This window comes from Mesorhizobium sp. M0663, from assembly GCF_040320585.1.
GTDB lineage: Bacteria > Pseudomonadota > Alphaproteobacteria > Rhizobiales > Rhizobiaceae > Mesorhizobium.
The window spans coordinates 26,890-48,650 of record NZ_JAMYPX010000016.1 but is presented as its reverse complement, the minus strand read 5'-3'; the positions used below and the strand labels follow the sequence as shown (position 1 = coordinate 48,650).

The 21,761-nt window shown below is 62.8% G+C and carries 23 protein-coding genes; 8 read left to right on the top strand and 15 right to left on the bottom strand.

Annotated elements, in window-relative coordinates; all coding sequences use genetic code 11:
- Positions 1-74: 74 nt before the first annotated feature.
- The 10 genes from NKI54_RS23660 to NKI54_RS23615 all read right to left on the bottom strand — a co-directional run bounded on the left by NKI54_RS23660 (position 75) and on the right by NKI54_RS23615 (position 10,152).
- Positions 75-692, bottom strand: a complete 618-nt coding sequence (locus NKI54_RS23660) for a riboflavin synthase (protein ID WP_352449304.1) — start codon at positions 690-692, stop codon at positions 75-77.
- A 30-nt stretch (positions 693-722) separates the two neighbouring features.
- Positions 723-1,853 carry a bifunctional diaminohydroxyphosphoribosylaminopyrimidine deaminase/5-amino-6-(5-phosphoribosylamino)uracil reductase RibD gene (ribD, locus tag NKI54_RS23655; protein WP_352571466.1) on the bottom strand — a complete coding sequence of 377 codons (1,131 nt, stop codon included), beginning with the start codon at positions 1,851-1,853 and terminating at the stop codon, positions 723-725.
- A 2-nt stretch (positions 1,854-1,855) separates the two neighbouring features.
- Entirely contained in the window at positions 1,856-2,365 is a 510-nt protein-coding gene (gene nrdR / locus NKI54_RS23650; RefSeq protein WP_352571467.1) for a transcriptional regulator NrdR, read from the bottom strand.
- 153 nt (positions 2,366-2,518) lie between these two features.
- A complete protein-coding gene (locus NKI54_RS23645; RefSeq protein WP_502896681.1) occupies positions 2,519-3,097 on the bottom strand; it encodes an invasion associated locus B family protein in 579 nt (192 codons plus the stop codon).
- Positions 3,098-3,173: 76 nt separating this feature from the next.
- Complete coding sequence (gene glyA, locus NKI54_RS23640; protein ID WP_352571468.1) at positions 3,174-4,487, bottom strand: serine hydroxymethyltransferase; 1,314 nt, start codon at positions 4,485-4,487, stop codon at positions 3,174-3,176.
- Positions 4,488-4,603: 116 nt separating this feature from the next.
- Entirely contained in the window at positions 4,604-6,250 is a 1,647-nt protein-coding gene (locus NKI54_RS23635; protein ID WP_352636857.1) for a Na+/H+ antiporter, read from the bottom strand.
- Positions 6,251-6,379: 129 nt separating this feature from the next.
- A complete protein-coding gene (locus NKI54_RS23630; protein WP_352636856.1) occupies positions 6,380-7,633 on the bottom strand; it encodes a L,D-transpeptidase family protein in 1,254 nt (417 codons plus the stop codon).
- Positions 7,634-7,971: 338 nt separating this feature from the next.
- The gene (gene ldtR, locus NKI54_RS23625) at positions 7,972-8,487 is read right to left on the bottom strand and encodes a transcriptional regulator LdtR (protein WP_023674486.1); all 516 of its coding nucleotides are present in this window, start codon (positions 8,485-8,487) and stop codon (positions 7,972-7,974) included.
- Between the two features lie 202 nt (positions 8,488-8,689).
- Positions 8,690-9,112: a DUF6163 family protein gene (locus NKI54_RS23620; RefSeq protein WP_023674485.1), complete on the bottom strand. Its 423-nt coding sequence runs from the start codon at positions 9,110-9,112 to the stop codon at positions 8,690-8,692.
- Positions 9,109-10,152: an enoyl-CoA hydratase/isomerase family protein gene (locus tag NKI54_RS23615; RefSeq protein ID WP_023674484.1), complete on the bottom strand. Its 1,044-nt coding sequence runs from the start codon at positions 10,150-10,152 to the stop codon at positions 9,109-9,111. The genes NKI54_RS23620 and NKI54_RS23615 overlap by 4 nt, the downstream gene beginning before the upstream one ends.
- 145 nt (positions 10,153-10,297) lie before the next feature.
- Here NKI54_RS23615 and NKI54_RS23610 point away from each other — a divergent pair, with 145 nt between their 5' ends.
- The 3 genes from NKI54_RS23610 (at position 10,298) to NKI54_RS23600 (ending at position 13,290) form a co-directional block, all read left to right on the top strand.
- Complete coding sequence (locus NKI54_RS23610; protein ID WP_352636855.1) at positions 10,298-11,122, top strand: DUF8605 domain-containing protein; 825 nt, start codon at positions 10,298-10,300, stop codon at positions 11,120-11,122.
- Between the two features lie 87 nt (positions 11,123-11,209).
- Positions 11,210-12,241, top strand: coding sequence for a porphobilinogen synthase (gene hemB, locus NKI54_RS23605; protein WP_352692515.1), 1,032 nt, complete (start codon positions 11,210-11,212; stop codon positions 12,239-12,241).
- 401 nt (positions 12,242-12,642) lie between these two features.
- A complete protein-coding gene (locus tag NKI54_RS23600; RefSeq protein ID WP_352692514.1) occupies positions 12,643-13,290 on the top strand; it encodes a dihydrofolate reductase family protein in 648 nt (215 codons plus the stop codon).
- A gap of 49 nt (positions 13,291-13,339) precedes the next feature.
- On the opposite strand, the gene ppk2 is transcribed toward NKI54_RS23600, so the two are convergent.
- Positions 13,340-14,260 (bottom strand): polyphosphate kinase 2, encoded by a 921-nt coding sequence (gene ppk2 / locus NKI54_RS23595; protein WP_352692513.1) that lies wholly within the window; start codon positions 14,258-14,260, stop codon positions 13,340-13,342.
- A 280-nt stretch (positions 14,261-14,540) separates the two neighbouring features.
- Here ppk2 and NKI54_RS23590 point away from each other — a divergent pair, with 280 nt between their 5' ends.
- Positions 14,541-15,584 (top strand): aldo/keto reductase, encoded by a 1,044-nt coding sequence (locus tag NKI54_RS23590; protein ID WP_352692512.1) that lies wholly within the window; start codon positions 14,541-14,543, stop codon positions 15,582-15,584.
- A gap of 113 nt (positions 15,585-15,697) precedes the next feature.
- A complete protein-coding gene (locus tag NKI54_RS23585; protein WP_352449291.1) occupies positions 15,698-15,856 on the top strand; it encodes a hypothetical protein in 159 nt (52 codons plus the stop codon).
- A gap of 51 nt (positions 15,857-15,907) precedes the next feature.
- Here NKI54_RS23585 and NKI54_RS23580 read toward each other — a convergent pair whose 3' ends face one another.
- Positions 15,908-16,165 carry a DUF982 domain-containing protein gene (locus NKI54_RS23580; RefSeq protein WP_023674477.1) on the bottom strand — a complete coding sequence of 86 codons (258 nt, stop codon included), beginning with the start codon at positions 16,163-16,165 and terminating at the stop codon, positions 15,908-15,910.
- A gap of 96 nt (positions 16,166-16,261) precedes the next feature.
- The gene (locus NKI54_RS23575; protein ID WP_352692511.1) at positions 16,262-16,924 is read right to left on the bottom strand and encodes a GntR family transcriptional regulator; all 663 of its coding nucleotides are present in this window, start codon (positions 16,922-16,924) and stop codon (positions 16,262-16,264) included.
- Between the two features lie 197 nt (positions 16,925-17,121).
- Here NKI54_RS23575 and NKI54_RS23570 point away from each other — a divergent pair, with 197 nt between their 5' ends.
- Together NKI54_RS23570 and NKI54_RS23565 are read left to right on the top strand one after the other, a co-directional pair.
- On the top strand, positions 17,122-18,381 hold the full coding sequence (locus tag NKI54_RS23570; RefSeq protein WP_352692510.1) for a multidrug efflux MFS transporter: 1,260 nt from the start codon (positions 17,122-17,124) through the stop codon (positions 18,379-18,381).
- A 53-nt stretch (positions 18,382-18,434) separates the two neighbouring features.
- Positions 18,435-18,806 carry a DUF423 domain-containing protein gene (locus NKI54_RS23565; protein WP_023674474.1) on the top strand — a complete coding sequence of 124 codons (372 nt, stop codon included), beginning with the start codon at positions 18,435-18,437 and terminating at the stop codon, positions 18,804-18,806.
- A 69-nt stretch (positions 18,807-18,875) separates the two neighbouring features.
- Here the strand turns inward: NKI54_RS23565 and NKI54_RS23560 are convergent, their stop codons facing one another.
- Positions 18,876-19,019 (bottom strand): hypothetical protein, encoded by a 144-nt coding sequence (locus NKI54_RS23560; RefSeq protein WP_023674473.1) that lies wholly within the window; start codon positions 19,017-19,019, stop codon positions 18,876-18,878.
- Between the two features lie 371 nt (positions 19,020-19,390).
- Between NKI54_RS23560 and NKI54_RS23555 the strand changes: the two genes are divergently transcribed.
- Positions 19,391-20,470 carry a LacI family DNA-binding transcriptional regulator gene (locus NKI54_RS23555; protein ID WP_352571476.1) on the top strand — a complete coding sequence of 360 codons (1,080 nt, stop codon included), beginning with the start codon at positions 19,391-19,393 and terminating at the stop codon, positions 20,468-20,470.
- 22 nt (positions 20,471-20,492) lie between these two features.
- On the opposite strand, the gene NKI54_RS23550 is transcribed toward NKI54_RS23555, so the two are convergent.
- Complete coding sequence (locus NKI54_RS23550) at positions 20,493-21,668, bottom strand: OpgC family protein (RefSeq protein WP_023674470.1); 1,176 nt, start codon at positions 21,666-21,668, stop codon at positions 20,493-20,495.
- Positions 21,669-21,761: the final 93 nt, after the last annotated feature.

Genomic DNA, 21,761 nt, shown 5'->3' with positions numbered 1-21,761 from the left:
AAGATTGCCGAAGGAACTTTCAAGGCCAACTCGGCGGCGGTCGCATCAGGGAATGGGCTTTATGGACGAGCGCCTCAAAGTCCCTCCTTCGCCGCCTCCACCAGTCGCGCCGCGTAGCGGGCCATGGTGTCGATCTCGAGGTTGACGCGGTCGCCGACCTGTCGCTCGCCCCAGGTGGTGACGGTCAGCGAATGGTGGATCAACAGCACGTCGAAGCGGGTGCCCTCGACCTTGTTGACGGTGAGCGAAGTGCCGTCGAGCGCGACGGAACCCTTGGGGGCGATGAATTTGGCAAGCTCGCGCGGTGCTTCCAGGGTGAAGCGAACGGCGTCGCCCTCTTCCTTACGCGCCACGATCTCGGCCATGCCGTCGACATGGCCGGACACTATATGGCCGCCAAGCTCGTCGCCGATCTTCAGAGCCCGCTCCAGGTTGATGCGCGTGCCGGATTTCCAGCCCATCGCGGTCGTCAGCCTGAGTGCTTCTTCCCAGGCCTCGACCTCGAACCAGCGTGCGTTGGCGCCGTCTTCCGGCAATCCCGTCACCGTCAGGCAGACGCCGCCGCAGGAAATCGAGGCGCCGATGGCAATGGTCTGCGGATCGTAAGCGGTGTCGATACGCAAACCGACGCCTTCCCTGAGCGGCTTCACGGCGGCAACGGTGCCGACGTCGGTGACAATTCCTGTAAACATTACTTTGGCCCAGTGAACATCAGTTCGGTCCTAGATGTCTCTTGTCCATTCGGCATACGTGTCTTCGCCGAAACGCATGTCGCGCAATTTACGAAACCCCGGCGAGATATGGTTGGCATCGACCGGCGATGCAATGCCGTCCCCGCCGATCGCATCCGGCCCCTGAAACAGCACGATGCGGTCGACTAGGCCTTCCTCAAGGAACGCCTTGGCCACCTCGGCGCCGCCCTCGACCAGCACGCTGGCCATGCCGAGCGCCGCCAGATCCTCGAGCAGTTCCGGCAACGCAATATCGCCTTCATACGTCTCAGTGCCGATGAAGCGCACGCCGGTGCGTTCGAGCGCGGCCCGCCGACGTGGATCGGCCTCGGCACAAGCGGCGACATAGAGCGGGACCCGGTCGACGCCGGAAACCAGTTTCGAGGTCTCCGGCAGCCTGATCTGGCGGTCGAGCACGATGCGCGCCGGCGAACGGTTCTCAAGTCCCGGCAGCCGCACCGTCAGTGCCGGATCGTCCTCCAGCGCGGTGCCGATGCCGATCAATATGCCGTCCGCTTCGGCGCGCATCAGATAGACTTCGCGTCGGGCGATATCGCCGGTGATGGAGACCTGTCCCTCGCCTTTCACGCCGATCTTGTTGTCGCTCGAAAGCGCAAGTTTCAGGATCACTTCCGGGCGTTTTTTCAGAGATCGAATTAAATAGCCGGCCATCTGCTCCGCGGCCTCGGCCGCCAACACTTTTTCCACCACTTCGACGCCGGCGGCACGCAAGATTGCATAGCCCTTGCCGGAAACACGCGGGTCCGGATCGCTGGCAGCGCCGACCACACGCGCCACGCCGGCACTGACCAGCGCATTGGCGCAAGGCGGCGTGCGGCCGTGATGAGCGCAGGGCTCCAGCGTCACATAGGCGGTGGCGCCGCGCGCCAGTTCGCCGGCCTCTGCCAAAGCCCCGGTTTCGGCATGCGGCCGGCCACCGACGGCAGTGACACCGCTGCCGACGATCATCGGCCCGTCGCCGTCATCGCGCACGATCAGCGTGCCGACGGAAGGGTTGGTCGAGGTCCGCCCGGCATTCTTGCGCGACAGCCTGAGGGCTGCCGCCATATAGCGGCGATCGAGGACCTCTTGCTCAGCCGTGCTGCGTTCGGACCCTGCCATGCTCAGCTGGCGTCCTCTTCGCTCTTCAGCTCTTCGCCCTTGGGCTCGTCGGTTTTGAGCTCGTCGCCTTTGAGTTCGCCCAACACGTCGTGGAAATCCTTGGCCTCGCGGAAATTGCGGTAGACGGAGGCAAAGCGCACATAGGCGACATCATCGAGCGACTTAAGCGCCTCCATGACCAGCCGGCCGACTTCCCCCGAGGCCACCTCGGTCTCGCCCGAGCTTTCGAGCTGGCGCACGATGCCGGTCACCGCCCGGTCGATACGTTCCGGGTCGACATTGCGCTTGCGTACCGCGATCTCGACAGAGCGCAGCAACTTGTCGCGGTCGAACGGCACCTTGCGTCCAGACTTCTTCACCACGACGAGATCGCGCAATTGGACGCGCTCGAAAGTGGTGAAGCGGCCGCCGCAATCCGGGCAGACGCGCCGCCTGCGGATCGCTGCACCGTCTTCGGCAGGGCGCGAATCCTTCACCTGCGTATCTTCGGACTGACAGTAGGGACAGCGCATGGAGAGCCTTCGGTTCGCGATTCTCGTAGTGCGAACGGCTTAGAGGTTTTTGCCACGATGGCAAAGTATGGCCGACGACCGATCGCGCCTCAGAGATAGCGAGGCACGAGGAAAATTGCGAGAGCGGCAATCAGTTGGACGGCAATACGCCAATCAGGGAGCGACGTCGCCGGTCGGGAAGCCGCAGGACGTGCCGAGATAGCGATAGGCCTTGGTGAAGCCGTCCATCGATATGGTCGCGACCGGCTTGTCGGCGAAGCTGACATCGAGGGCGCTGGTACGGCGCATGGCACGCAGTATGGCAAGCGTGGTCTCGGGTTTGTTGTCCATCATCCACTGTCCGTCGGCGATAATATGAAAACCAGCCTTGATCTTGTCGTTGACGTCGCGGAACACCGCCGGGATGTTGTCCCCCTTGGGCAAGTCACTGTTTCTCACGGCGATGATGAGGCTCGGATAGCCCTCGGGTGGCAGTACGTCGCCATTCGAGATGGCCAGCGTGAGGGTGCCACTGGTGCCGTTAGCGTCGAAAAAGACCGTCGAGGCGGCGCAGGTCTTGCGCACATCCTCACCGGTGTTGACCTCGTCCACCGTGGTGGACCACCTGCCGAAGGTCTCTGTCTTGGGTGCTGCCGGCGTCGGCTCGGTCTGCGCCAACGCCGCGCCGAGTAGCTGAGAGGTCGCTAAGGTGAGCAAGGCAGCGCCAACACTGGTGAAACGGAAAATTCGCATCATCATCAAGCGTCTCCGAGATGCAACCGTGGCCAGTTGATCGGCGCCGTCACAGTTGGGGGAACGACGCCCTGCGTCAACCAAGATACGGGTAAAGCGGAAAACGATCCGTCAATGCCGCCACCTTGGCCTTCGCGGTTGCCTCGACGGCCGCATTGCCTTCGTCGGAATTGGCGACCTTCAGTCCATCCAGCACTTCGGCGATCAGCTTGCCGATCTCGCGGAACTCGGCCTGACCGAAGCCGCGCGTGGTGCCGGCCGGCGTGCCGAGCCGAACGCCCGATGTCACGAAAGGCTTTTCCGGATCGAAGGGGATGCCGTTCTTGTTGCAGGTGATGTTGGCGCGGCCAAGGGCAGCCTCGGCGCGCTTGCCGGTGGCGTTCTTGGGACGCAGGTCGACCAACATCAGATGGTTGTCGGTGCCGCCGGAGACGATGTCGAGACCGGTTTCCTGCAGACTGGAGGCCAGCGCCTTGGCATTGGCGACGACGCTCTCCGCATAGATCTTGAAGCTCGGCTTCAGCGCCTCGCCCAGAGCCACCGCCTTGGCGGCGATCACATGCATCAGCGGTCCGCCCTGCAGGCCGGGGAAGACGGCCGAATTCATCTTCTTGGCAATATCCTCGTCATTGCAAAGGATCATGCCGCCGCGCGGCCCGCGCAGCGATTTGTGCGTCGTGGTGGTGACCACATGGGCATGCGGCAGCGGCGACGGATGCATGCCGCCGGCGACCAGGCCGGCGATGTGGGCCATGTCGACCATCAGATAGGCACCGATCGAATCGGCGATCTCGCGAAAACGCTTCCAGTCCCAGACACGTGAATAGGCTGTGCCGCCGGCCAGGATCAATTTCGGCCTGGTCTCATGGGCGGTCTTCTCGATCGCATCCATGTCGAGCAGATGATCGTCCCGGCGCACGCCATAGGAGACGACCTTGAACCATTTGCCGCTCATATTGACCGGCGAGCCATGTGTCAGGTGTCCGCCGGAATTGAGGTCGAGGCCCATGAAGGTGTCGCCGGGCTGCAGCAACGCCAGGAACACCGCCTGGTTCATCTGGCTACCGGAATTCGGCTGGACGTTGGCGAAGTTGCAGCCGAACAGCTTTTTCGCGCGTTCGATGGCCAGTTCCTCGGCGACATCGACGAATTGGCAGCCGCCATAGTAGCGCTTGCCCGGATAGCCCTCGGCATATTTGTTGGTCATGATCGACCCCTGTGCCTCGAGCACGGCACGCGAGACGATATTTTCCGAGGCAATCAGCTCGATCTCGTGGCGCTGGCGGCCGAGTTCGTTGCGGATTGCGCCGAAAATCTCGGGGTCGGCATCGGCAAGCGTGGTTTCGAAAAAGGATTCGAATTTGTTCGACACTGCCGCTGCTGTTGCCATGGGCTGAAATCCTCAAGGTTCGGAGTCTGTCGCGCCATTAACACAGTTGCTTTCGGCCCGCCACGTTTGCAGCGCGAAATTTGCTGGCCGGATTGCGCCAGAGAGACTGGCAGCCTCTATTTCCTTGCCTGCCGGCCCTTCAGCAGGGCCTCGGTGAGCGTGATCTCGGTGAACAGCGCCTGCATCGTATGGTCGTTAATCCGGCCGCTGCGAAACATTGCGCGAACCGCTGCGCGTTCGGCCTCAATGCCCGCCAGCCTCAATTCGAGTTCCAGCCGTCCGGCCTCGCGGGCCTCGGCGCGCGCCTCGTCGGCTTCGTCGGAGGCAGCGATGCGGCGACGGTAGCCGGCGACGATGCTGTCGGCGGTGGCAAGCCGGGCGCCGGGTGTTTCCCCTTCATCGCCGTCGGTCGCGCCGGCCATGCTCTCGATGCGGGCGATGGCGGCCTTGGCCGCGCCCACGCGCGCAAGACGCTCCTCGGCAGCGCCAGGATCCTCGCCCGGCTCGACCAGCCCTCGTGCCACCTTGGGTAAGGCAAGGCTGGCAATGAGCAATGAGCAGATGATGACGCCTGCGGCGAGGAAGATCACCACGTCGCGCGCCGGAAAGGGCGAACCATTCGGCATGGCGAGCGGCAGCGACAGGATGCCGGCCAGCGTGATGGCGCCGCGCACGCCGGCAACAGAGCCGGCGATCCGGACGCGCAGCCCGAACGGCTCGGCCTTCTGCTCGCGTAATCGCGCTGAGACGCGCGTCGCGATGTCGCCGACCCAGATCCACAGAAAGCGCAGCCCGATCAGGCATAGTGTCAGCGCGACCACCGTGGCGATTGGCTGGATGACCGGATAGCGGCTGCCGAGCTCAGGCGGCACGTTGCCGATGATTTCGGGAAGCTGCAACCCGAGCAGGATGAACAGCGCGCCGTTGAAGACGAAGGATAGCGTCGTCCACAGCGATACGGTCTGTATGCGTGCCGAGACGCCGAGAAAGCGGAAAATCCCGGAGCCGCCGGTGAGCACTCCGGCCGTGACCGCCGCCAGAATGCCCGAGGCGCCGACATTCTCGGCGCCGAGATAGGCGATGAACGGCAGCAGGACCATGACCAGCACCTGCACCTCGGCCGGCACGCCGCCGATACGGTTCAGCAATTGCAGCGCCTTGGCGGCGACGAACAAGGCAGCCACGCCGGCCAGGATGCCGGCAGCGACGGCATAGAGGAAAGTCACGGACGCCGCGACGAAGGAGAAGCTGCCGGTCAAGGCAGCTGCCACCGCAAAGCGGAACATCACGAGGCCCGACGCATCGTTGAGCAGCGCCTCGCCCTCCAGGATGTGCATCAGCCGGGCCGGGACCAGGCTCTTGTCGACGATCGAGGAGACGGCCACCGCATCCGTCGGGGACAGCACCGCAGCAAGTGCGAAAGCGACGACGAGCGGGATGCTCGGGACAAGCCAGTGCAAAGCGTAGCCGAAGCCGACAATGGTGAAGAAGACCAGCCCGATGGCGAGGTCGAGGATCGGCCCGCGCAGCGCGATCAGTTCGCGCTTCGGCGCACCATAGGCGTCGCTGAACAGCAGCGGTGGGATGAACACCAGCAGGAACAGCTCGGGATCGATCTCGACATGCATGCCGCGCACCGGCCAGGCGAGCGCTGCACCGATGGCGATCTGCAGTACCGGCAGCGGCACCCGCACCAGCCGGACCAGCGCGCCCGAAACGGCGACGAAGATGAGCACGACCAGAATGAACATTGCGACATGCATGATGCGATTTCCGACTACAGCGCCGCGTCCTTTTTCCGGCAATCGGCCCAGCAAAGCTTTCCGCGAAAGACCCCGGCAACGAAAAAAGGCCGCCCTTCCGGCGGCCTTTTTGCAAATGAACTCAGCTGCTTAGAGCGCGGATGTGATCTGCAGCTCGTTGGCCCCGTCGAGGCCGTAAATGTCGTCACGGAACTGGACCACGCCCGGCCCTGTCGACCAGGCCGAGACGTAGAGAAAATAAACCGGCACCGGATTGGTGACCTGCACCGGCGTGTTCTCCCCGGTCTTGATCGCCGCCTCGAAATGCTGGCGATCCCAGCCCGGTGTGTCGCGCAGAATCCAGGTGACGAGGTCGCGCACGTTCTGAACCCGCACGCAGCCAGAGGAATCGAAGCGCATCAGCTTGCCGAACAGGCTCTGCTGCGGCGTGTCGTGCATGTAGACGCCGTCCGGGCTGGGGAAATTGATCTTGACCGAGGCCATCGCGTTGCCGGCGCCCGGATCCTGGCGGAAGCGGTACTTCTCGGCGTCGTCGGTCGACCAGTCAACGGTCAGCGGATCAACCTCGCTGCCATCCGGTGCGAACAGACGGATGTGGCTATCCTTGAGATAGTTGGGGTCCTTCCGCATCAGCGGAATGATGTCCTTGCGCACGATCGAGACCGGCGCGTTCCAGTAGGGATTGACGATGATCTCGTTGATCTTGGAATTGACGATCGGCGTCTGGCGGTCGATCTTGCCGACGATCGCGGTATGGCGCAGCACGACGCGATCGTTCTCGACCGCCTCGATCTGTGCGCCCGGGATGTCGACCAGCACGTAACGGTTGCCTAGAGTACCGGCACGCTCGCGCAGCCGCTGCAGATTGGTCTGCAACTGGCCGAGCCGAATTGGCGCCGAAACATTCATCGCCGCATAAGAATACTGGCCCAGCGTCCCGTCGGCAGGCAGGCCATGGCGCGCCTGGAAGCGTTTGACCGCCGAGTCGACATAGGAATCGAAGGCTGTCGAAATGCCGGCGCTCTGCGCCAGATCGCCCGCAATCATCAGGCGCTTGCGCAGCGGGACCACGTCGGGATCATCGACGCCGAGCTGCAATTTCTTGGTGTCGGGAACCGGCTCCCAGCCGCCCTGGGCGACGATGTTCTGGTATTGCGCGACCGCCTGCTCGGTAAACGAAACGGTCTGCAGGCTGAAGATCGGCAGCGTCGAAGCCACTTTGCCGCCCTGGCTGGGGCGGGCGTCGAACTGGTCGTCCCAGTTGCCGCGGGCCGAGGATTTCAGGATATCCCCGATCACATCCTGCGCACTGGCGCGGCCGGCGACGATAGCGGCTGCGAGCGCGGAGGCTCCTGAAAGGAAGAAACGGCGGCTGGTTCTCATGGACGTTCCAGACATTCTTGCTACAATTCCACTCACCGGGCGGTCTCGCCCGCACTCTAGAGTTGGCTTCTTAACAATTAGCCAACCATGGCCCGCATCACTTCGGTGTAAAAACACAGGGGAAGTGACTTGGGCACAGGACAAATGCACGGCTTTGGCCCCAGCATCACCCGCATCTTCGGTTCCATTGGAATATGGCGGCAACGTGGCTGTTGCTCGAATTTGGATCGGCCGGCCTGACGAAACGGCAAGACCGGTGCTTTTCGGCACCGGCCTTTGGTCGACTCCGCGGCAGCACTTCCGTAGTCCAGCTTCAGATCTTGATGCGGCGGATGCGATTACATCCGGTAGGCGATGGTATCGTTCCAGAACCGATCCAGGCGCTGCAGGGCGCGGTTCATCTGCTTGAACTCTTCCGTGTTGATGCCGCCAACCTGCTCGATCGAACCGACATGGCGCTCGTAGAGGCCGGCGACGACTTCCGCCACCTCATTGCCCTTCGGCGTCAGCGAAACCCGCACCGAACGGCGGTCGATGCGCGAGCGCTGGTGGTTGATGAAGCCGAGATCGACCAGCTTCTTCAGATTGTAGGAGACATTCGAGCCGAGATAATAGCCGCGCGAGCGCAGTTCGCCGGCGGTCAGCTCCGAATTGCCGATGTTGAACAGGAGCAGCGCCTGGATGGCGTTGATGTCGGAGCGACCGTTGCGGTCGAATTCGTCCTTGATCACGTCAAGCAGACGGCGATGCAGCCGCTCGACCAGCTGCAGCGATTCCATGTACAGCGAACGGATCGCCTCGCGGCGGTCATCGGATACGTTGGCGGTCTTCGCCGCCGGACGCGAATTGATCATTGTCTTTGCCTCTCGTTTGTCGCCCGGTGATTTTTTGTTCTTCACCTTGATCGCGACACTATCGAATACTCATAAAATTCGACTTAAACGCCAAGGCTAACAAGAGCTTACCGGTAAGGGGTTTCGAAAGAGGCTTAACGGACGGTCACCCCAGCAAGGATAATTAACCTAAAGATTTAGCCAACGATCCTGGCCGGAATTGCTATCGCCGGGGTTGCCGCTTCTGGATCCAGATCACCACGCGGAACACTATGTAGAGCAGCGCCACCGCAAGGTGCGAGGCGACGATCAGCGGCCGGTGGCCGAACAGCTCGGGGAAGCCGGCATACATGACGCACTCGGTCACCGCGCAGATGAACCAGATCACCGGCCCCCAGGACGCCAGCATCCAGAGGCCGGCGGCAGCGAACGGAAAAAACACCGCCAGCACCACCGCCGCCACCTGCCAGTGCACCGGCATCAGGTCGAAGCGCCACAACGGGCCGGGGTAAAAGCCGATCAGCCGGATCCAGTACAAGATGCCGAACAGCAGACAGTAGCCGGCGATGACGCGCTGGAACCAGGCGAAGATGACCTCGATCGTCGAGGGCTGCAGCACCACGCGTCTCGAGGCGACCTCGCTCACAGCTTCAGTTCCCGTTCGCCGAGCGGTGCGAAATAGGCGTCGACGTTGGCGGCGCTGACGTCATCGATGCCTGCCGGCCGCCATTGCGGCGTCGAGCCTTTATCGATGATGGCGGCGCGGATACCTTCATAGAAGTCGTGCCCGGCAAGCATGCGGTTGAGGATACGGAACTCCATTTTCATGCACTCGTCCATCGACAACGTCTGCCCGGCGCTGATCTGGCGCCATGCAACATGCAAGCTGGTCGGTGAACGTGTGCGGATGGTGGCCAGCGTCTTTGCCGCGAACTCGTCGGCAGCGGCTGCCCGCTCCAGGCTAGCGACGATATCGGCCAGCGACGGCTGCGCGAAATGCCGGGCGATGGCTTCCAGCGTCGGCCTGTCGGTCTCGCGCCTGGCCGGGACGAAGCAGCCGCGCAGCACCGATTCCGGGTCGCCGCTTTCCGCCAGACGGTCGAGGAAGCCGGCCTGGCCCTCCGCCTTGATCGTATGGGTGGCTAGGCCCGACCACAAAGCATCGCCATAGCGGATGCGGTTGCCGGTCAGCGCCAGATACATGCCGAAGCTGCCGCCGAGATCCGGCAACAGATGGCTGGCGCCGACATCCGGGAAAAAGCCGATGCCGACCTCGGGCATGGCAAACTGGGCGTTCTCGGTCAGCACTCGCTGCGAGCCATGGAAGGAGATACCTACGCCGCCGCCCATGACGATGCCGTCGATCACCGCGACATAGGGTTTCTTGAAGCGGGCGATGCGGGCATTCAGCCGGTATTCATCGGCGAAGAAATCGACCGGAGGCCTTCCTGCGCGGCCGGCTTCGTAGATGTGGAGGATGTCGCCGCCCGCCGAAAATGCCCTGCCCTCGGCCTTGACGACGACAACGTCGACGCCGTCGTCGCGCTCCCAACTGCGCAGCGCCTTGTCCAGCGCCTTGACCATGCGGTGGGTTACGGCATTGAGCGCCTGCGGCCGCGTCAGCGTGACGACGCCGGCCCTGCCCAATCTTTCGAAGCGAATCTCGTCGCCTCCGCCAAAATCCATCGCCAGAGAATCCCTCCCCGCGCCCGCCGGGAGTGAAGTGCTAAAGCGTGGCGCATGGCCGCGTCAATGGCGGCGCCCAATCCGCTGCATGGTCGTCGGCGTCACCCAGTGCTAATGCTGGCGCTTTGAACCGGAAGGTTGAACCATGCCTTGGTTGCCGCGCCTTGCTGTTGTGGTGGTCGGCCTGATCGCTGCGAACACTCCTCCCGTATCGGCCGAAACCGTCGACGAGCTCTATCAATCGCAGACCATCGTCACCGGCCAGGGCGAGGTCAACAGGCAGATCGGTTTCAAGGCCTGCCTCGATGCGGTGCTGGTTCGTGTGTCCGGCGATCAGCGGCTGCCGAAGAAAACTGAGATGGCGGCGCTGCGCGACAAGGCCGGCAGCTTCGTTGCCGAATTCCGCTATCGCGACCGTCTCGAAGGCATTCCAATCCATGACGAACAAGGCACGCATGACCGGCCGCATGATCTCACTTGTCTGTACAGGCCTGACGTTATCGATCCGGTGCTTGCCACGCTCGGCAGCAAACCATGGCTTGGCGAGCGGCCACGCCTGGCAATTTTCCTGGCGGCGGAGCAAGGCACAAGGCAGTTCGCGCTGACCGCCGACGATGAGCGCGGGGCGGCGATGCGCGAATCCTTCGTCAATGCCACCGGTCCGCTGGTCATGCGGATTGTGTTTCCCGAAGCGTCGCTGCTGTCGGCCTCGAAGCTTGACGACCAGGCCCTGCGCCATGCCGATATCACGACGCTGGACCAGCTTGCCAGGAAGGCCGGAGCCGACCAGGCGCTCGCCGGCAGTATCGTCTGGAGCGACAAGGAACTGGGCTGGATAGCCGACTGGCGGCTTGCCTTGAATGGCAAGAGCTACAATTGGCAAGTGCGCGGCGTCAGCTTCGACGAGGCATTCCGCGTCGCCATGCGGGGTGCTGCGCAGATCCTGTCGGGCAATGGCCAACCAGAATAGCGCCCGACAGGACCGCTGGCACAATCGTGTCGCATTGGTCAGCAGCGCAGGCTCGTGGTAAAAGCCGCCCGATCCGGAGTTTTTGCGATGAACAAATTCACCCCTGCAAAGCCTGCCGGCGCGCGCAGCGTCGACGAGATCACCGGCAGCCGGCGGCTGCGGCGCATGCGCAAGGCCGATTGGTCGCGCCGCCTTGTCCAGGAGAACCGGCTGTCGGTCGACGATCTGATATGGCCGATCTTTGTCGTCGACGGCAGACAATTGCGCGAACCGATCGCCGCCATGCCCGGCGTGTTCCGCCTGTCGCTAGACCTCGCCGTCAAGGAGGCTGAGCGCGCGGCCAAGCTTGGCATTCCGGCGATCGCCACTTTCCCCAATGTGGAGCTCGGCCTGCGCGATCAGACCGGTTCGCACATCCTCGATCCGGAAAACATCATCAACCGCGCCACCCGCGCCATCAAGCACGCAGTGCCGGAGATCGGCATCATCACCGACGCCGCGCTTGACCCGTTCACCTCGCATGGCCATGACGGCATCTTGCGCGAAGGCATTATCGTCAATGATGAAACGGTGGAGCAAGTGACGGCGGCGGCCGTCATCCAGGCGGCGGCGGGGGCCGACATCATTGCCCCCTCGGACATGATGGACGGCCGTATCGGTGCCATCCGCGATGCGCTCGACGCCAATGGGTTTCAGGATGTAGCGATCATGTCCTATGCGACCAAGTTCGCATCCGCTTTTTACGGCCCCTATCGTGAGGCGGTCGGCACCGCCGGCCTGCTCAAGGGCGACAAGAAGACCTATTATATCGATCACGCCAATTCCGACGAAGCGGTGCGCGAGGCCGAGCAGGATCTCGCCGAGGGCGCCGACATGCTGATGGTCAAGCCCGGCCTGCCCTATCTCGACATCATCCGGCGGCTGAAGGACGAGTTGCAGATGCCGACCTTCGCCTATCAGGTCTCGGGCGAATATTCGATGATCAGGGCCGCCGCCGCCAATGGCTGGATCGACGGCGAAAAGGCGATGCTGGAATCGCTGCTCGCCTTCAAGCGCGCCGGCTGCGACGGGATTCTCACCTACTTTGCGCCCGAAGTGGCGGCGATGCTCAAGGGGTGATGCGCCTTTGTAGCGTCTACATCGAGCAGTGTTCGTTCGTCCAAAGCGCGACATGGAACGCCGCAGGACATCGCTTCAAGTTTACGCTGCCCCTCGTTGCCCTGCCGGGCATTTTCTCCCCGTAAAGTGGCAGGGAGAAAAACGCGTTCGTAAAAGATTTCACCAATCTCCAGCGTTGCAAAAACATCGACGTTGCGGCCAGCCCCTTCTCCCCGTCACTATACGGGGAGAAGCTGCCGGCAGGCGGATGACGGGCGGCGCCGACATTGAGATTGGTTATTCCAACATGATTTGGAAGCGATTACCCCGTCGGCGATTCAAAATACCGCTTGCAAAATACAATCAGTTAAGCTACCCCGATAACTGCTTGCATCTCACAATTGGTTATCGAGGAGGCTCTCATGTCCAAACTTCGCGTCAGCGCTTTCACCTTGTCAATCGACGGCTTCGGCGCCGGTCCCGACCAAGATCTGAAGAACCCGCTGGGTGTTGGCGGAGAAGCCCTGCACGAATGGATGTTCGGCACCCGCACCTTCCGCAAGATGGTCCTTGGCAAGGATGGCGGGACCACGGACACTGACGAGGCGTTCGCCGCGCACAGCTTCGAAAACATCGGCGCGTGGATCCTGGGCCGCAACATGTTCGGGCCGATCCGCGGCGAATGGCCGGATGACAGCTGGAAAGGCTGGTGGGGTGACAACCCGCCCTACCATGTGCCGGTCTTCGTGCTCACGCACCATCCACGTGATCCCATTGTCATGGAGGGCGGCACGACCTTCTATTTCGTGACCGACGGCATCCACTCAGCGCTGGAGAAGGCGAAAGCAGTGGCTGACGGCAAGGATGTACGGCTGGGCGGTGGCGTTTCTACGATCCGGCAATATCTCAAGGAAAAGCTCATCGACGAAATGCATCTGGCGATCTCACCGGTCCTGCTAGGCGCCGGCGAGAGCCTTTTTGCCGGCATCGACATGCCCAAGCTCGGCTATCGCTGCAGCGAGCAGGTCGCGACGCCGAAGGCCACGCATGTCATCATCGAGCGCACCTAGCTTGTTGCAGGGCGCCGCCATGGAGGCGCCGCCCTCCTCGCCGCTTTAGTCAGTACTTCTCCGGCACATACAGTTCGCGCGGCAGTACCTGGCGCTCGTATTCGGGATTGAAGACGCGCTCCGGCAGTGTGATCTCTTCGTGCGGCACCTCCTCATAGGGCATCTGCTTGAGGAGATGGTCGATGCAGTTCAGCCGTGCCCGCTTCTTGTCGTTGCCCTCGACGATGAACCACGGGGCTTCCGGGATATTGGTGCGGGCGAACGTTTCTTCCTTGGCCTTGGTGTACTGCTCCCAGCGCACGCGCGACTGGAGGTCCATCGGCGACAGTTTCCATTGCTTCATCGGGTCATGGATGCGCCTCAAAAAGCGCATCTGCTGCTCCTCGTCAGTGATCGAAAACCAGTATTTGACAAGCGTAATGCCTGAGCGGACCAGCATGCGTTCGAAATCCGGAACGTCACGGAAGAACTCCTCGACCTGATCCGGCTGGGCAAAGCCCATTACCCGCTCGACGCCCGAGCGGTTGTACCAGGAGCGGTCGAACAGCACGATCTCGCCGCCGGCCGGCAGATGCGGAACGTAGCGCTGGAAATACCATTGCGACTTCTCGCGCTCGGTCGGCGCCGGAAGTGCTGCGACGCGGCAGATGCGCGGATTAAGCCTCTGGGTGATGCGCTTTATGACGCCACCCTTGCCCGCCGAGTCGCGGCCCTCGAAGACCACAACGAGCTTCTTCTTGTGATAGGCGACCCAGGACTGCAGCTTGATCAATTCGGATTGCAGCGTGATGAGATCGCGAAAATACTGCAGGCGGTCGATCGATGGCGGATGCGCATTCTTGTAGATCTTGGCGATCTCCATCGACAGCGCCGGCTCCGAGATTTCCAGCTCATAGTCGTCATCGAGCGTGTCGGCGAGTTCCGCTTCCAGCCAGTCCCTGGCCGGGGAATTCTGTTTTATCTCGGTCATTTGCGCTGCTCCGCTTACAGGCCTTGCCGGCCGCTGTCAGGCGCTCTGCCGCCCGGCCCGGTGGCCGGAAATCGAAGCGCTGGACCGATGTTAGTATAGGCCGGCAATGACGGTTTTATTGCAGCCACTACTGCGCTGGCTGTGCGTTTCAATCCGCAAGATGTGATCGAGCTTGTCCTGCGGAACGGGCGACAAGCGGAACGAATTATCCTACAAATAGCCGGTTCATTGAGGGCTGTCGTCTGCAACGCCCTTTCCCGATAAATCGTGAGGATACGACATGGAATACCGCACTCTCGGCCGTTCCGGGCTGAAGGTTTCGACGCTGACCATGGGCACCATGACGTTCGGCGGCGGCGGCGCGTTTTCGGCGGTCGGCAAGACCGACCTCGACGAGGCGCGCCGGATGATCGACCTTTGCATCGATGCCGGCGTCAATGTCATCGACACCGCCAACGTCTATTCGAACGGGGTGTCGGAAGAGATCATTGGCGAGGCGCTCGGCGGCAAGCGCAAGGGCGACGTGCTGATCGCCTCCAAGGCGCGCATGCGGATCGGCAAAGGCCCCAATGATGAAGGCCTGTCGCGCTACCATCTGATCCGCGAATGCGAAAGGAGCCTTAAGCGGCTCAGGACGGATGTCATCGACATCTATTTCCTGCACGAGTGGGATGGCCTGACACCGCTTGAGGAAACCATCGCCGCGCTCGACACGCTGGTCGCGCAGGGCAAGGTCCGTTATGTCGGCTGCTCCAATTATTCCGGCTGGCAAGTTATGAAGGGGCTGGGGATCAGCGACCGTCAGCACCAGCCACGTTTCGTCACCCAGCAGATCCATTACACGCTGGAAGCGCGCGAGGCCGAGTACGAATTGTTGCCGATCTCGGTCGACCAGGGGCTCGGCGTGCTGGTCTGGAGCCCGCTTGCCGGCGGGTTGCTGTCCGGCAAATACCACCGTGACCAGCCGACCGCCCGCCAGCTCAGCGGCTGGTCGGAACCGCCGATCCGCGACGAGGACCGGCTGTGGCGGATTGTCGACGTGCTGATCGATATCGGCAAGAACCACGGTGTGTCGGCAGCGCAAGTGGCGCTTGCCTGGCTGCTTGGTCGGCCCGCCGTCAGTTCGCTGGTGATCGGCGGACGAACCGAAGCGCAGTTCAAGGACAATATCGCTGCTGCAAGCCTGGTGCTTGGCGATGAGGAGCGCACACGCCTCGACGTGGTCAGCAGGCCGCCCGTGCTCTATCCCTACTGGCACCAGCAGTTCACCGCAAAGGACCGGTTCGGTCCGGCCGATCTCGTCCTCGACCGCGACGGCGCCTGAAAAGCCGGGCTCTCCGGACTGCGCCGAGATATGGAGCCCGATCGTGCCTTGCGGTGTTGTGTTTGCGGTCCAATGCTCCTAGGCAAAGGCCAAGCACAATGAAAGGAACCGATATGGCACGAGCACCGAACTACGGTCAGGAACGCAAGGAACGCGACCGGCAGAAGGCTGCCAAGAAGGCGGAAAAGCAGGCTGCCAAGGTCGCAGCCAAGGAGCGATCGAAGCCCGAGGGCGAGAGCGAGTCCCAAACCAAAACCGAAACGACCGAGTGATGACGCCCGGCCTGTCAGGCGGTCCGGGCCTCGGTCAAATCCCGCTATGCCTCAGGCGGGCGCCTTGTCGCTAACGAAGACGTTCACTTCACGAGCGGCGGCAATGAAGGCCCGTCTTGCGTTCATGGCCGGCTTGTCGCCGGCCAGCGCATCATGACAGGCTTGCAACGCTTCGCGGTGCTTGGGGCTGCGCTTGCCGGGCCAATTGTTGAGGAGGTAGTCGGAAGCCTCGCGGGCCGTACGCAAGAGCTGATTGCTTCCCGCCGCGCCCTTGACGGTCACGGGTGTGTCAAATCGGTTGTTTTCCATCGCCGCTCTTACGCCATCGGCATTTGCGAAGCGAGACCGAAAGTAGCATTCTTCGCTCATCTGCTCTTTTCGTGATCAATGGCAGCCGATCCTCACTCAGGCGACGACGGCAAATCCCCGGGCGCGCAGGCCGCGCCGGTCGTTGCGCAGCGAGGTCACCAGCCGGTCGCGGCTGCCGATGATATGGGCCGAAAGCAGGCGGGCGGCGCTATCGGCATCGCCGGCCCGCACCGCCGACAGAATGGCATGGTGTTCGGCCCAGGCACGGCCAAGCGCTGCCTCGTCGCGAACCTCGAGCCAGCGGGCGCGCGACAGGCGCGTCATCGCATCGCGAACCGCTCTGAACAGGAACTCGTTGCCTGACAGGCGTGCCAGCTCGATATGAAAATCCATGCCGACACGATGCCATTCCTCGCGCGGGGTTTGGTCGTCGCAGGAATCGAGCATCGCCTCGATAATTTCGACGGCACTTCTGTCCTGCAAGGTGCAAGTTAGTCTGAGTGCCGCGACCTCGACCGCCTCGCGATAGACGGCGATCTGCTCCAGCTCGGCAAGATTGATGGGCGAGACCATCCAGCCGCGGCCGTCGCGGCAGATCAGGCCTTCGGTCTCGAGCCGCAGCAACGCAGCCCTGACCGGCGTGCGCGAGGCGCCGAAGCGGCTTTCAACCCAGCGCTCCGTCAGCCGCTCGCCGGGACCGATCTCGAGCCCGAGGATCATCTCGCGAAGCTGCTTTTCGACGTTCTGCATCTGCGACATTGGCGTTCCGTTCAGGTCATTCGTTCCGGCAATCGGGTCACTGGCCGGCGTTGGCCGATCACGCCGGCCTTTGTCGATCATGTTTGAGAGGCCCGCATTGACAGCGACGGGGCTTGCGTTCATGACAGATACCAGCTTGGTATCCCAAATCGGTATCCACAGCAAGTTTTCATGCAAGCTGGCCGGACAGGACAGACATGCCGCAAGACGCCACCCTCGCCGTGCAAGGCACATATAACGTTCACTGGCGCCGCAATCTCGCCGTGTGTTTTGCCGGCTCGTTCAGCACGCTTGTGGCGATGACGCTGCTGTTGCCCTTCCTGCCGCTCTACGTCGAGCAGCTGGGCGCCAAGGGCCATGCGGCGATCGTGCAGTGGTCGGGCATCGCCTACGGCGCCACCTTCCTTGCCGCCGCGCTGGTCGCACCGCTGTGGGGGCGGTTAGGCGACCGCTACGGCCGCAAACTGATGCTGGTGCGCGCCAGTTTCGGCATGGCGCTGTGCATGTCGCTGACCGGCATGGTGCAGACCGTCTGGCAATTGGTGCTCTTGCGCCTGCTGATAGGCTTTGCCGGCGGCTATTCTTCGGGCTCGACCATCCTGGTTGCCATGCAGACGCCGAAGGATCGCTCCGGCTGGGCGCTGGGCGTGCTGTCGGCCGGAATCACGGCCGGTGCCCTGGTCGGTCCGCTGCTTGGCGGCGCGCTGCCGCCGCTGATTGGCATCCGCGCCACATTCCTGCTCGCCGGCGGCGTCATTTTCCTGGCTTTTCTGGCAACCACCTTGCTGATCAAGGAGGCCCCTCGCCCGGTTGCCGCCAAGGCCGCGTCAGAAGAAAAAGTGAAAGACGGCTGGTCGCAGATTCCCGACAAGCGCCGCGTCGTCGCCATGCTGGCGACCGGCATGCTGTTGAGTTTCGCCACCATGTCGATCGAGCCGATCATCACCGTCTATGTCCAGCAGCTCATCGAAGATCAGAGCCAGGTCACGCTGGTCTCCGGCATCGTCATGTCCGCGGCAGCGCTCGGCGCCATCCTGTCGGCGTCGCGGCTCGGCAAGCTCGCCGACCGTATCGGCCACTGGAACGTCATCGTTGCCGCACTCGCCGTCTCGGCGCTGCTGCTGATCCCGCAGGCCTTCGTTACCCAGGGCTGGCAACTCGTCGGCCTGCGTTTCCTGATGGGCCTGGCGCTTGGCGGTCTTTTGCCCTGCATCACCAGCGTCATCCGCCACAATGTGCCCGACGGGGTCGGCGGCAACGTACTGGGCTTGTCGATCTCGGCGCAATATGTCGGGCAGGTCGCCGGACCGTTGCTCGGCGGCTTCGCCGGCGGCCATTTCGGTATGCGCTCGGTGTTTCTCGGCACATCCATTCTGATGGCGGGCGGAGCGGCCTATAACTGGCTGGTCCAGTCGCGCCGCGAACGCGACATGCTGGCGGAAGCCGGCAAATCCTGACACGGTTCGCGGCACTATCTCAGGCGGTCGCCAGGAATCACGGAGGCGTGGAAATGAGCACGGATGAACACGCGGCAGGCGGCCGCATTCTGGTTCTTGCCGGCGGCCTATGCGGCGCAACCGGCGTGGCGCTTTCGGCGGCGGCGGCACATCTCGGCGGCGCTTTCGTCGGTACGGCCGCATCCTTCCTGCTCTTGCATGCGCCGGTCTTCCTTACCGTCGGGCTGCTCGGTGGCAATAGCATCCTGCGAACCGGAAGCCTCATCCTTCTCGTCGGGCTTCTGCTATTCTCGGGAGATCTTTTGGCCCGCGACTTCCTTGGCTCGCGGCTGTTCCCGATGTCGGCGCCGATCGGCGGCACGTTGCTCATCGGCGGCTGGCTGATGATGGCCGCCTCGGCGCTGGTGCGCCCGCGCCGCCATTGATGCGGCAACCAATGGCGGCCGCTGCTCCTTCGCCAGCCGCCCTCGATCCACGAGCTCTGTCTTGCCAGCTCAGTCTCGCGGACGTTCGGGCCGGACTTGGCCATCGCTGTTGGTCGTCTTGACTACACGCCGCCGCTCCGGCCGTTCGGTGGCCGGCGAGATGCCCCAATAATTGCGATAGATGTCTTCGAACAGATGCTTGATCGGGTGCATGGCTTAATCTCCTCTAGTTTTTTGAATCGATCCAATCAGCGGGCACAAAAATAGGCCACCGATCAGCTCCGCTTGCGTCCTACGAGGAAACCCAGGTCGCGAATCCACGGACCGGTCCTGTCTCGCCGCTTCCGGGCCTCCGCGCTCGAACGGATGCTCCAGTCGTTCCGGTAAATGTCCTCGAACAGATAATTGACGGGGTGCATGGCGCTCTCCTCTTGTATCGATCCAATCTGGGGACGAAAACCGCTCTTGGATCGATTCAAAGAATACGCATCGCACCACAAATGTCAAGCAAAAATTTGAATCGATCCAACGAAGGTGTTAGGTAGTCGGCGATACTGTTGGACCGGAGTCCCGGAGACAAACAAATGGCATCACTCACCGAAGGCAGGAGGCCCATCCGGCTGGCGGACATCGCCAAAGCCGCGGGCGTATCACACGGCACCGCCTCCAATGTCTTCAGCCGTCCCGAAATCGTGCGTGAGGAAGTCCGCGAGCGCGTCAAGGCGGCGGCCGAGGCGCTGGGCTACGCCGGCCCCGATCCAAAGGGCCGCCTGCTGCGCGCCGGCAAGGTCAATGCGATCGGCGTCGCCACAACCGAGCCGCTGTCCTATTTCTTCGACGACCCCTTTGCGCGCGTGATGATGGCCGGCATCTCGGAGGCATGCGACGCCACCGGCGCGGGAATAGCCCTCGTGTCGGCCGGCAACGAGGAAAAACTTGCCTGGAATATCCAGAGCGCCCTGGTCGACGGCTTCATCCTGTTCTGCATCGAGGGCGGTCCGCGCCTCGTCGAGCTGACGCGCGAACGCAAGCTCCCCTTCGTCGCGCTTGAGCTCGGCTCGCAGGACGCCACGGTCTCCGCGATCGGCGTCGACAATGTTGCCGGCGGCCGGCTCGCGGCGCGCCATCTGGCGGAACTTGGACATCGCCGCTTCGCCGTGCTGTCGCTGGCCTTCGCCGACGACAGCACCGGACTTGTCTCGCCCGAGCAGGTCCGGACCGCAGTCTATACAGGAACCCGTGACCGCCTCCTCGGCTATCTCGAAGAGCTTTCCCGGTTCGGCGTCGATACCGCCAAGGTGCCGGTCTACGAGACTGAAAACGATGAGGCCAGCACAAAGGCCGGCCTCGAAACCCTCTTCGCCTCGGCGGAACCGCCGACCGCCATCCTGGCGATGTCGGACCGGGTCGCGATGGAAGCATTGGAATGGCTCAGCGCGCGGGGCATCGCGGTTCCTCGCGATGTTTCCGTCGTCGGCTTCGACGGCGTGCCTGAAGCCGCAATTTGCGAGCCTCCGCTCACCACCATCGCCCAGCCGATCGCCGAGATCGGCCGCCGGGCAGCGCGAAGAATCCTCGACTTCGACGGCACGGTGCGGCGAGAAACGCTCGGCGTCGAACTTGTCGTCAGGGCGTCGTCCCGGCCGCCGCCAGGCACAGGTTGACTGGGCAGATCGGCTCCAAATCTTATCGATTGGCCGCCATCGGACCGATGCCAAAGGATGGACGGACCGGCGGCGCCTCGTTGCGGACCGGCTTGCCCTTGCCGGACCAGCCGATAGCGGACAGCCATTCCAGATAGAAGGCGAGCGCGAACTGCATGGCGATGCCGGCGGCGAGCAGCAGACTGTCATAGGCAAAGCCGCCCGGGTTGACCAGCTTCATCACCTGCGCCGCCATGGCAATCACCGTGCCGGCAATGAAAACCGGCAGCGAGCGTTTGCCCAATATGGCGAGCGGATTGTCGCGGCCGGTGCGGAACAGGTTCGAGACGAAAGGCAAGGCGACGACTAGGTAGCTCATCGCCAGGATGTGCAGCAGCCGCGGCAACGACAGGAACGTCTTGTCGAAACCGGTCAGCACCACCGGCAGGTCGAGCCACGACACATGCCCCCACAGCGGGCTGTGCACCCAGACGAGCGCCGTCAGCACATAGGCGGCGGCCGCGCCGACCAGCCAGCGATTGACAGGGATGGTGCCGCCGCGCCGCACATGCAACACGCTGGCCATGCCGATATTGAACAGCAATTGCCATGACAGCGGATTGAGGAACCAGAAGCCGGGCTCCGGGTAGTTCGGCGGCGCGATCTGGTAGATTCCGGCAATCAGCCAAAGGGCTGCGGATACTGCGAGCGCCGCCAGTGGCCGGTAGCTGATGAACAGCAGGAAGACCGGAGCCATCAACAGCAGCGCCGCATAGACCGGCAGTATGTTGTTGTAACCGAGCTGATGGCCGAGCGTGACGATGCCGACCAGGACTTGTGGCGGGTTCCTGACGAGCGGCTCGATGTTGATCAGCGTCAGAAGATCCGGCCGTTTCGCAAACACCGCCGCCGCGCAGAAGATAGCCATGACCACCATCGTCGTGACGATGTGGGTGACATAGAGCACACCGGCGCGGCGCCACATTTTCAGTGTTGCAATCAGCCGGTTTCCCGGCTGGAACTTAGTGCCGTAGGCGAGAGCGACGGACATGCCGGAGATCAGCACGAAGGCCTCGGCCGCATCCGAAAACCCGAAATTCTTGTAGGTCAGGGTTTCGAAAACGGTGCCAGGCACGTGGTCGACGAATATGGTCAGGAGGGCGAGAGCCCGGAACACATCAATACGCGTATCGCGTTCCGGCGAAACTGGCATGGTCATCGATAAAAGGCCTTAAAGCTGGTTGTTCATGCCCGGCATGCGATCCCTCGGGCGACCACCCGGCGCACACTGCTTCGATCCCCCCGCGGGGAT

What these genes read in the sequence shown, in the direction of transcription:
- NKI54_RS23660 (WP_352449304.1), bottom strand. Translation starts at nt 692, where the DNA reads ATGTTTACAGGAATTGTCACCGACGTCGGCACCGTTGCCGCCGTGAAG.
- ribD (WP_352571466.1), bottom strand. Translation starts at nt 1,853, where the DNA reads ATGGCAGGGTCCGAACGCAGCACGGCTGAGCAAGAGGTCCTCGATCGC.
- nrdR (WP_352571467.1), bottom strand. Translation starts at nt 2,365, where the DNA reads ATGCGCTGTCCCTACTGTCAGTCCGAAGATACGCAGGTGAAGGATTCG.
- NKI54_RS23645 (WP_502896681.1), bottom strand. Translation starts at nt 3,097, where the DNA reads ATGCGAATTTTCCGTTTCACCAGTGTTGGCGCTGCCTTGCTCACCTTA.
- glyA (WP_352571468.1), bottom strand. Translation starts at nt 4,487, where the DNA reads ATGGCAACAGCAGCGGCAGTGTCGAACAAATTCGAATCCTTTTTCGAA.
- NKI54_RS23635 (WP_352636857.1), bottom strand. Translation starts at nt 6,250, where the DNA reads ATGCATGTCGCAATGTTCATTCTGGTCGTGCTCATCTTCGTCGCCGTT.
- NKI54_RS23630 (WP_352636856.1), bottom strand. Translation starts at nt 7,633, where the DNA reads ATGAGAACCAGCCGCCGTTTCTTCCTTTCAGGAGCCTCCGCGCTCGCA.
- ldtR (WP_023674486.1), bottom strand. Translation starts at nt 8,487, where the DNA reads ATGATCAATTCGCGTCCGGCGGCGAAGACCGCCAACGTATCCGATGAC.
- NKI54_RS23615 (WP_023674484.1), bottom strand. Translation starts at nt 10,152, where the DNA reads ATGGATTTTGGCGGAGGCGACGAGATTCGCTTCGAAAGATTGGGCAGG.
- NKI54_RS23610 (WP_352636855.1), top strand. Translation starts at nt 10,298, where the DNA reads ATGCCTTGGTTGCCGCGCCTTGCTGTTGTGGTGGTCGGCCTGATCGCT.
- hemB (WP_352692515.1), top strand. Translation starts at nt 11,210, where the DNA reads ATGAACAAATTCACCCCTGCAAAGCCTGCCGGCGCGCGCAGCGTCGAC.
- NKI54_RS23600 (WP_352692514.1), top strand. Translation starts at nt 12,643, where the DNA reads ATGTCCAAACTTCGCGTCAGCGCTTTCACCTTGTCAATCGACGGCTTC.
- ppk2 (WP_352692513.1), bottom strand. Translation starts at nt 14,260, where the DNA reads ATGACCGAGATAAAACAGAATTCCCCGGCCAGGGACTGGCTGGAAGCG.
- NKI54_RS23590 (WP_352692512.1), top strand. Translation starts at nt 14,541, where the DNA reads ATGGAATACCGCACTCTCGGCCGTTCCGGGCTGAAGGTTTCGACGCTG.
- NKI54_RS23585 (WP_352449291.1), top strand. Translation starts at nt 15,698, where the DNA reads ATGGCACGAGCACCGAACTACGGTCAGGAACGCAAGGAACGCGACCGG.
- NKI54_RS23580 (WP_023674477.1), bottom strand. Translation starts at nt 16,165, where the DNA reads ATGGAAAACAACCGATTTGACACACCCGTGACCGTCAAGGGCGCGGCG.
- NKI54_RS23575 (WP_352692511.1), bottom strand. Translation starts at nt 16,924, where the DNA reads ATGTCGCAGATGCAGAACGTCGAAAAGCAGCTTCGCGAGATGATCCTC.
- NKI54_RS23570 (WP_352692510.1), top strand. Translation starts at nt 17,122, where the DNA reads ATGCCGCAAGACGCCACCCTCGCCGTGCAAGGCACATATAACGTTCAC.
- NKI54_RS23565 (WP_023674474.1), top strand. Translation starts at nt 18,435, where the DNA reads ATGAGCACGGATGAACACGCGGCAGGCGGCCGCATTCTGGTTCTTGCC.
- NKI54_RS23560 (WP_023674473.1), bottom strand. Translation starts at nt 19,019, where the DNA reads ATGCACCCGATCAAGCATCTGTTCGAAGACATCTATCGCAATTATTGG.
- NKI54_RS23555 (WP_352571476.1), top strand. Translation starts at nt 19,391, where the DNA reads ATGGCATCACTCACCGAAGGCAGGAGGCCCATCCGGCTGGCGGACATC.
- NKI54_RS23550 (WP_023674470.1), bottom strand. Translation starts at nt 21,668, where the DNA reads ATGACCATGCCAGTTTCGCCGGAACGCGATACGCGTATTGATGTGTTC.